The sequence below is a fragment of the Sphingorhabdus sp. EL138 genome (assembly GCF_945862485.1).
Classification (GTDB): domain Bacteria; phylum Pseudomonadota; class Alphaproteobacteria; order Sphingomonadales; family Sphingomonadaceae; genus Sphingorhabdus_B.
Window position 1 is genome coordinate 1 of record NZ_CAMAYF010000050.1, and the last position, 3930, is coordinate 3930.

Below are 3930 nucleotides of genomic sequence, written 5' to 3' on the forward strand. Positions count from 1 at the left end.
AAGGACCTTGCGGACATTCCAGCAAACATCAAGGACGGTCTTGAGATTATCCCAGTCAGCCATGTCGATCAGGTTCTGGCGCGTGCTTTAGTATCCCCATTGGTCGCCGTGGAATGGACCGAGGCGGATGATCTGGCAGCGGCGTTACCCGCTGTAACTGGCGGTGAAAATGGGGTGCCTGTGACACATTGAGGCGGCATGTCCTGCCATTATATTTGTATAATGAGCAGGACTCGTCTTTTTTCACAGAAAATGACCGTTTTGGGCCGATATTTCCTTTGACAGCGTTAACATTCTGCTCATTATCGCAACACCGGCTCTGGCCGCGACTCATGGTATCGATAAATGGGTCTCATATAATTTTAAGAGGGGGGTTCCCACATGAACAAGCAAGATCTCGTCAGTGCAGTCGCCGAAGCTAGCGGTTTGACCAAGGCTGATGCCGGCAAAGCCGTCGAAGCAACATTTGAAGCAATCACTGGCGCTCTGAAGAGCGGCGGGGAAGTACGTCTCGTTGGTTTCGGTACCTTTGGCGTTGCAAAGCGTAAGGCATCGACCGGACGTAACCCACGCACCGGTGAGCCAATGACCATCAAGGCATCGACCCAGCCAAAGTTCAAAGCTGGCAAGGCTCTCAAGGACGCTGTCAACTAAGACACAAACCAAGAAATTGGTTACAGAGGGCGGGGCGAAAGCACCCGCCCTTTTTTATGCCCATATTGGTCACAAGAGAAGATTGGCGGCGAACAACATGTGAGCATGACGCTAGTTAGGGCAATCCACGTCTTCGAAGGACGTAGCTAGGTTACCTCAAACCCGACCACACTGTGGGGTCGATATTTAGGCAGCCAAACGGGGCGTGTTTTGGGCGCGCGACATTGCGGGAAAGGGGATGATCTCGGCAGGCGCCAGACGCCGCATTTCGCCCAATATTATCCGGCGCTCACGCTGCGGTGAGGGGACAAACTCCATATCAATCACTTCGCGAATACGCGGCATGGCATTGCGGATAGACAGCAAGATGACACCAAATGATACACTCAGCGCGATCACGAAAAGAAGGGTAGCGATGATAGTCATGGCACTGGTCCTTTGCGCTCCCACCCTAAACAAGTGGGGAAGTTTGATTCGGCTAAACGCCGGATATACTTTTTTGTTCACTATTTGTTCCAGGATGTCAAGCGGCATTTCGCGCGTGGAACATGGCTGGGTAACTTTGGGTATTGCCTGTGGATAACTATCTCGGCCGCAAAAAGTTCACTGGCCTGCGAAATTACGGTGCGCTGCGTGTTCCGCGGCGCTCGGCATGCCATTTTTGAAGTGCCTGTTGCATGCATCCTGTGAAGCCGTTGCTTCCATTAACAGAACAGCTGTTTGGCAAAACGGCGCGCGCATAGCCGTCAAGACTCTCAACGGCGGAGGTCCAGTTTCCGTCTGCTACTGGCGATTCGCTATTCGCGCGGATTGGTTTAGGAATCCGGTACCGGTCACCCTCTGGCTGGGCCGCACAGACCATGATTTCGTCGCCGACTGCGTCCGGACATTTTTCCGCGCCGAACGTAATAAGAAAGGAGATGCGCTCGGGAGGCGCAGACTGCTGTGCGTCGCCAAGCGATAGATCTTCGGCGAACGCCGACGAGGATATTGCGAGCAGCGCGATTGAAGCGGTAACTGCCCAACGTATTTTCAATTTGTCTTTCTGCCCATAATGGCTTGCTATGCGGTGCGTTCTGAACCGATTATTAATGCGACTAAACCAAATTGCGCCATCTGGTGAGCCTGTTGGTGCTTGACGAATCCTGCCGACAACTATAACGGCGCCGTCATTCCACATGGGAAACGCACATACCGGTGCTGATCTTTGTCTTTCAGGCAAAAGTGAAGTTCTAGTTTCCCAGAGGCTCAACCGGAAGGAGAAGTACCATGGCGGCACCTGTCGTAACCATGCAGCATTTGCTTGAAGCTGGGGCCCATTTCGGCCACCAAACACACCGTTGGAACCCGCGTATGAAGCCGTATATCTTCGGCGCGCGCAACGGCATCCACATTCTCGACCTGTCGCAGTCCGTGCCATTGTTTGCCCGCGCTCTAGATTTCGTCGCACAGAGCGTTTCGTCTGGTGGCAAGGTTCTGTTCGTTGGCACGAAGCGCCAGGCACAAGGCCCAATCGCCGATGCCGCACGCGCATCGGGTCAGCATTTCGTCAACCATCGCTGGTTGGGCGGTATGCTCACCAACTGGAAGACCATTTCGAACTCGATCAAGAAGCTCAAGACGCTTGAAGAGCAGCTTTCGGGTGATACGCACGGTTTCACGAAGAAGGAAATTCTTCAGATGACCCGCGAGCGCGATAAGCTTGAAATGAGCCTTGGCGGTATCCGCGACATGGGCGGCATTCCTGACGTTATGTTCGTCATCGACGCCAACAAGGAAGAACTCGCCATCAAGGAAGCCAATGTTCTTGGTATTCCAGTGATCGCGATCCTCGATTCAAACGTATCGCCTGATGGCATTGCATTCCCGGTTCCTGCAAATGATGACGCTGCTCGCGCCATTCGTTTGTATTGCGACGCGGTGGCTACTGCGGCAACCAAGGGCAATGTAAACGCTAAGGTTGCCAAGGGCATTGACCTTGGTGCGGAAGTTGAGCCAGCGGCTGAACCTGCTTTGGCAGAAGAAACCGCGCCAGCGACTGAAGAAGCAGCCCCAGTAGCTGAAGAAACAGCGCCAGTGGCTGAAGAAACAGCGCCCGCTGCCGAAGTTGCTCCTGCCGAAGCGCCTGCCGCCGAAGCGTAACCAAATTGTCGTCACCCCCGCTTATGCGGGGTCCGGCTCTTGTCGTTTACTTGTGAAGTGAGCGCTGGTGTTAGATCTCCGCTTTTACGGGGATGACGAACTTCAATGAGGCTGTATTGGCCTCCGTACCTTTCGAAAGGACAATCTTATGTCTGCAATTACCGCTTCAGCTGTCAAGGAACTGCGTGAGCTTTCCGGCGCTGGCATGATGGACGCCAAAAAGGCGCTTGAAGAAACCAACGGCAATATCGAAGCCGCAGTTGATTTGCTGCGTGCCAAGGGCCTTGCAACTGCTGCCAAGAAATCGAGCCGCACCGCGGCTGAAGGTCTTGTCGGCGTTGCTGTCGAGGGCACCAAGGGTACTGCTATCGAAGTTAACAGCCAGACAGATTTCGTTGCCAAGAACGAACAGTTCCAAGAATTCGTCGCTGCTGTCAGCCAAGTTGCCCTTAACCTCAGCGCCAACGATGCTGAATCCGTTTTGGCCGCGCCTTATGGCGGAGGCGAAACCGTTCAGGAACGTTTGACCAACAACATCGCCACCATCGGTGAAAATCAGGTTATCCGCCGCGTAAAGTCGCTTTCGGTCAGCAATGGCCGTGTTGTTTCTTATGTCCACAACGCTGCGGCGCCTGGCATGGGCGGTATCGGCGTTCTTGTTGCGCTTGAGAGCGATGCAGACGCTGCGACGCTTGATGGCCTTGGCAAGCAGCTGGCGATGCACATCGCTGCTGCATTCCCGCTGTCGCTTGACGAATCCGGCCTTGATGCCGAAACGCTTGAGCGTGAGCGCGGTATTGCGCGTGAAAAGGCATCGGAAAGCGGCAAGCCAGCGGATATCGTCGAAAAGATGGTTGAAGGCGCCGTGAAGAAGTTCGCTAAGGAAAATGCCTTGTTGAGCCAGCCATTCGTTATGGACGGCAAGACCCCTATTTCGGATGTTGTCGCGGCCGCTGGTAAAGAAGCTGGTAAGCCAATCGTGCTGAAGGATTATGTCCGCTTCCAGCTTGGCGAAGGCATTGAAAAGGAAGTGTCTGACTTTGCAGCTGAAGTGGCTGCTGCGGTCGGCGCATAAATATTCTTGGCTTCCCTGCCAAAAGGCGGGGATAAGCACTTGGCGATGTGGCGCACGGC

Annotated in this window: 6 protein-coding genes; 4 read left to right on the top strand and 2 right to left on the bottom strand. The window is 54.2% G+C overall.

The window, feature by feature from the left end; genetic code table 11:
* Both Q0O33_RS10595 and Q0O33_RS10600 read left to right on the top strand, forming a co-directional pair.
* Positions 1–192: S16 family serine protease (locus tag Q0O33_RS10595; protein ID WP_295499361.1), on the top strand; the 192-nt coding region annotated here is incomplete at its 5' end.
* Positions 193–381: 189 nt separating this feature from the next.
* Positions 382–654 (top strand): HU family DNA-binding protein, encoded by a 273-nt coding sequence (locus Q0O33_RS10600; RefSeq protein ID WP_295499364.1) that lies wholly within the window; start codon positions 382–384, stop codon positions 652–654.
* Positions 655–840: 186 nt separating this feature from the next.
* On the opposite strand, the gene Q0O33_RS10605 is transcribed toward Q0O33_RS10600, so the two are convergent.
* Entirely contained in the window at positions 841–1080 is a 240-nt protein-coding gene (locus tag Q0O33_RS10605) for a hypothetical protein (RefSeq protein WP_295499367.1), read from the bottom strand.
* A gap of 193 nt (positions 1081–1273) precedes the next feature.
* Positions 1274–1690, bottom strand: a complete 417-nt coding sequence (locus Q0O33_RS10610) for a hypothetical protein (protein WP_295499370.1) — start codon at positions 1688–1690, stop codon at positions 1274–1276.
* 233 nt (positions 1691–1923) lie between these two features.
* Here Q0O33_RS10610 and rpsB point away from each other — a divergent pair, with 233 nt between their 5' ends.
* Both rpsB and tsf read left to right on the top strand, forming a co-directional pair.
* The gene (gene rpsB / locus Q0O33_RS10615) at positions 1924–2796 is read left to right on the top strand and encodes a 30S ribosomal protein S2 (protein ID WP_295499373.1); all 873 of its coding nucleotides are present in this window, start codon (positions 1924–1926) and stop codon (positions 2794–2796) included.
* 148 nt (positions 2797–2944) lie between these two features.
* Complete coding sequence (gene tsf, locus Q0O33_RS10620; RefSeq protein ID WP_295499376.1) at positions 2945–3871, top strand: translation elongation factor Ts; 927 nt, start codon at positions 2945–2947, stop codon at positions 3869–3871.
* The last annotated feature ends 59 nt before the right edge of the window (positions 3872–3930 follow it).